General features: G+C 55.5%; 4 protein-coding genes. All 4 read right to left on the bottom strand.

Annotated elements, in window-relative coordinates:
* The coding region (locus ABX962_RS29830; RefSeq protein WP_372725000.1) for a GAF domain-containing protein at positions 1–543 on the bottom strand (543 nt) is incomplete at its 3' end.
* Positions 540–923, bottom strand: coding sequence for a response regulator (locus ABX962_RS29825; RefSeq protein ID WP_345685874.1), 384 nt, complete (start codon positions 921–923; stop codon positions 540–542). The genes ABX962_RS29825 and ABX962_RS29830, both read right to left, overlap by 4 nt.
* Positions 901–2865 (bottom strand): AI-2E family transporter, encoded by a 1965-nt coding sequence (locus ABX962_RS29820; RefSeq protein ID WP_372724998.1) that lies wholly within the window; start codon positions 2863–2865, stop codon positions 901–903. Before ABX962_RS29820 ends, ABX962_RS29825 begins: the two co-directional genes overlap by 23 nt.
* 1139 nt (positions 2866–4004) lie before the next feature.
* Positions 4005–5042: alpha amylase C-terminal domain-containing protein (locus ABX962_RS29815; RefSeq protein WP_372724996.1), on the bottom strand; the 1038-nt coding region annotated here is incomplete at its 5' end.

Raw genomic sequence — 5042 nt, 5'->3', positions numbered from 1 at the left:
TCGCTTCAAGGCGGTGATCTGCGCGTCATCGGGCGTCCGGGGCTGAGTATCGATGACACACAGGGTTCCCAACGCGAAGCCGTCCGGTGTCACCAGCGGAGCGCCCGCGTAAAAGCGAACGTGCGGCTCGCCGACGACCAGCGGGTTGTTCGCAAAGCGGACATCCAGATGGGCATCCGGAACCACCAGGACGTCGTCCTGCAGCAGAGCATGGCCACAGAATGCCAATTCACGTGGCGTTTCGCTTGCGTCAAGCCCGACCGTGGATTTAAACCATTGCCGCTTCTCGTCCACCAGACTGACCAGAGCGATGGGAGTCTGGAAAAGCTGGGCCGCGAGCGATGTCAGATCGTCGAACTCCTTCTCAGGCAGCGTGTCCAGGATCTGGTAGCGACGAAGCGCAGCGAGCCGATCCGATTCATTTTCTGGAATAGCAGCGGGCGAAAATGGAAGCGCGCAAGCGGATAGCTGTTCAAGGTTCTGCGAACCTTTTGAGATTTCGGTATTCGGCGTCGCGGGCTGCGCGTTGTCGTGGGGCGTCATGGGACGTCGCTTCGCAGTTTTTTGAGAATCGTTTCGATCTGGGATACCAACAGCGGCAGTTGCACCGGCTTTGTGTGATATTCGGCGCACCCCGTGGCAATCAGACGCTCGCGGTTTCCGGGGGCTTCATGCGCAGTCAGCGCGATGATGGGCAGATGTTTCGTGTCGGGTGATTGCTTCAGCAACCGAGCCGCCTCCCAACCATCGACGTCGGGCATATTGAGATCCATCAGGATGAGATCGGGCGACTCGGTCTGCGCCATGCGGATCCCTTCGGCTCCGTTTACCGCTAACACGACATCAAAGCCACGTCGCTGTAGTCGTCTCGAGAGCATATCTCGATTCATCTCATTGTCTTCAATCATTAGAATCCGTGGCATGACCACTCCTTACTAGGCGAGAGGGACTGTTGCTGCGGTTCAGTAGTGCGAGATCCGCAATTTGCTTGTGCGTCTGACCGATCGAAGTCGTCAGGTAACTCGCACCTCGCGATCGCATCTTGACAAGCACCTCGTCAAATCGCTTTTTATTACCCCAATAACCGACGATGATTTTCAAGTCGGGAAACGTCTTTCGCAGCCGCCGGCAAAGGTAACTGGCCTGTGGCATTCCGCTCGGTGGGATCACCGCTAGGAAGACGGCGTCCCAGTGCTGCTGCTGCACCAGATCGACGACCTCGCTCGGAAGTGCCTTGGTCGTCAGTGAATGGACGTAATACCCCTCGGGACCGAGTGCTTGTGCAAGCATCTCCACCGCAAGTTCCTCGGACTTGTGATGCGCCGCGCAGCCGAGAATTCGTAGTGTCGGCTTCTTGGTTGTCGCTTCTGGCGAACACGCCCCGTTTTCCGCGACCGTCGGGCCCGCAGAACCATTCCGGTCGCCCACGGCGGCATCGTTGCGATCTGTCGCCAGCGGCGAACTTTGGCGGTGCAGAAATCCGCCGTCTAACTGCGGTGATGACCTATCGCGATCCGCAAGGATGTCATGTGTGGCCTGCAACACAAAGGCTTCATCCTCAACCGAAATCTGCTCCCGGTAGCGATCCTTGCGGGCTCGCACGATGGCCGGCATCAGAATTTGATCGCAGATGTGTTGAAATTCGAGCGTGTCCCCTGACTGTTCGTGTGCCAATTCCCTTGCTTCTAATTGATCACGAGCCAGCAATCGCTGATAAAAACGGACGTGAGGCGGCAGGACAGGTTCATCCCCGAGCAGCACCACGAAGATCCGGAATCGAGGCACATGCTGACCAAGAACCACGAGGCAAACTGTCAGCGGAGTGGCCATTACAAGGCCGATCGGTCCCCATAGAAGCGTCCAGAATGCGGCGGTCAAGATCAGCCCGACTGCGGAGATACCGACGCTGTGTCCAAACAGCAGTGGCTCAATTACCATGTTGCTGATGAGTTCCAACGCGACGATAAAGGCAATCACTAACAATGGTTGCGTCCAACCTTCAAACGCGACCAAGCTCGTCACGATTGGGAAGATCGCACCCATCCAGGGCCCGACGTACGGGATATATCGCAGCAGCGCCGCCATCAATCCCCATAACAGCGCAAAGGGGACACCCACGACGAACAGCACCAGTCCAAGGGCCAGTCCGTAACTAGCGTTGATCAGAAACTGCATCATCAGATACCGGCCAATCCGTCGCCCCGCGTCGTCCAGAGCCCGCGTAGTGACTGACAACTGACCATGTCCGAACATCCCAATCAAACGGTTCCGCAGATCCTCGCGGCTGATCAGCATGAAAATGACCAGTACAACCACGAGTGCGGTCGTCCCCAGCGGACCCATCAGCGGACCGATGGTGGCCATCATGTAAGCCCACTGCGACTGCGACTCCGCTTGGACGAGTACCTTGGTCTCGTTCACCTTGGTCTTGTTTTGAGCGTCTCCTTCTACCTCTTCCAACCGCGTGCCAACCCGCTCCAAGGTAGCTTGCAGGTCGGCCATCGCCCCGCTGCCCAACAAACGCCGCAGATCGAAAATTTTGCTTTCTAGATTACTGATATAAGTTTGATTCGCACGCAGTTCGTGAGCGAGATCCCGCAACTGTCCCCCTACGCTCCAGCCGATTCCAGCGAGCACTATCGAGACTAGCAGCACAACGGTCACCACCGCAGGTACGCGTTGTAGCCCGCCACGCTCAAGCATCCGGACAATCGGTTGCAAGAGAAAACTTAAGATGATTCCCAGTGCCAATGGGATAAAGATCACCTGGCCCAGGTACAGTCCAGCGACCGCGATCGTGGCCAGTACGGCAATCGCCAGTGGCGGCAGCCATCGGGAGATCGGATCTGCATTTTGAATTCCCATCCCTGCCTTCCGTCTCGGTTGAGATTATGATGCGTGTCTTAGAATGCGCGGCTCCCTAAGTCGCAGTCGCAGCTCCTCGCCAGGAATGGGGTCGGTGAAGACGTTCACTCCTGAACATAGGAACGTTGCGAAAGGTTCTATGCACAGAGTGTGATGGAGCTGTTACTAACCCTAGAACCAAGCGTGCTGAGCACACCGTTTCAAGAACACACTGTCCCCAAAAAGGGAACGGCTGTTCATAAACGCAAATCTCATGCCCTCGTTTAGTTAAGTCAGCGAAATCAATGACGAGAGCATCGAGGAAGTTAGCAGTGAGGAGGCGGTTTCGGCCCGCAGACGATTGCCCCCCGGTTTCCTGGGACCTCCCAGAGCAAAATGAGAGCACTCGTTTCAGCCGAGCAGTGTTCAAGCCGTCGCCAGGAAGGGGCAGCAAGATGACGACCGGGAAGTTCACTTAACGCGGACCCCATGTTGATCCGTTCGCGGCCAAGCTGATCGCAGAACGAGCGGGCAAGATTGCTACTTTCGAGACGAAGGATCACGCACAGCGTGAATAGGGGGGGCGCACGACTCCCACAATCCAGCTTGTCAAGACAGCTAGTAAACGGGTGGCGAGCACGACGATCCAAATTATCACTAGCATCGCAGCATGAAGGTGATCGGAAAGCACGTCGCGGTAACAGCACGATGGATTAGATATCTGCTCGACCAGTTGCGAAGGACATTCGGTACCTTCTAATACGTGTGACTCGTAATACGTGTGACTCGTAATACGTGTGACTTGTGATCGCTGGAACGGTCGATGGCACAACATGTGCCAAATCAATGAATTGATATCGATAGCGACTGACCAACTTCCGTGTTGATTGTGCAATGCATGAGGCGATCGGTGACATGTTGGTCGCCCAATGACCTACGGACTCGCAAGAAAGCTGCATGCCCGATCAGTTCAACCCAAGCGCCAAATGAATGAAAGATTCAACGTGAGTGAAGCAACGGGTGAACCACTGATAGATCAGTAACACGACGCGGGTCCGCTGCGGCCGACCGCTACATTCAAATCAAAAATGTTCGTTCCCGTTTTTCGACCTCGAGTTTTCCTGGAAAGCATTTTCGCGGGAATAACCACAATCACCCCATCAATCCTGCGAGTAAATCAAGACGGAGTAGGGGGCGATCGCGAGATCTCCATGATTCAGATAGTGATCGTAAGCCCCGACATGAGCTTCGACATCTTGGCTGGGGAAATTACTGAAATCCGGGCTGTAGCCGTCCCAGTCGCTGTTAAATCTTAGCGTCCAGCGTCCTGAATGGGGGAACCCGATGCGATAACCGAGATGAGCCTGCGATGAGAAATTGGCGACGACGATGACTTCGTCTTGCGGTCCTCCTCGGTCCCAGCGATGAAATGCGACCACTTTCTGCTGATCGTTCACGTGATGGACTTGGACGCCGTGCCCACACAATCCACGTGTGGTGCCGCGTCGATTTAAACGCAGCGAGATCAAATCGCAATGCAGGTCGACGATCCCATCGTGGATTTCACGCAAGTTCCAATCAAGGGGATCGGTATCCTGAAACCATCCATGCTGCAAAAATTCCTGACCTTGAAATAGCATCGGAATGCCGGGCGACGTGAAGACGAGCGCAGTAGCCAGTGTGGCTCGTTTTTTTGCGTACCAACTGCGAGTTTCTGCGGGATCGATCTCGGACGGCACCCTCGACTTGCCGTTTGCCACTTCATCATGCGACTCACTGTAAATCACACGGTGAAACGCATCGCCGTTGTAGCATTGGCAAATCGCGTTTCGCACTGACCACATGTTCCGCTGCTCGTCACTACAAACGCTGACCGCCGCACGTATGGGGTGAACAAACGCGGCATCCCATTGCGTGCCAAATCCCGCGCCACCGGCGCCCACGTCTTTTGTCAGCCATTCGTTGTTTTGTAAATCTTCCGCGATCGTGATCCGCCCGGGGAACTGCTCTCGGATCTCGCTATTGATCCACTGGGCCAGATTCCAACCGTCGGGTAAATCACAGCCGGGGTCACCGTTACCGCGAACGTGCCGCATGTACAGTGTCATGTCGTATCGCAACCCATCGACGTGATAGTCTTCGAGCCACATCAAGGCGTTGTCGCGAATGTATTGACGTACCTCGCCACGTCCATAATC

It is taken from the genome of Novipirellula sp., from assembly GCF_041583735.1.
Classification (GTDB): Bacteria; Planctomycetota; Planctomycetia; order Pirellulales; family Pirellulaceae; genus Novipirellula.
This window is presented reverse-complemented; position numbering and strand designations above follow the sequence as displayed.

What these genes read in the sequence shown, in the direction of transcription:
- ABX962_RS29825 (WP_345685874.1), bottom strand. Translation starts at nt 923, where the DNA reads ATGCCACGGATTCTAATGATTGAAGACAATGAGATGAATCGAGATATG.
- ABX962_RS29820 (WP_372724998.1), bottom strand. Translation starts at nt 2,865, where the DNA reads ATGGGAATTCAAAATGCAGATCCGATCTCCCGATGGCTGCCGCCACTG.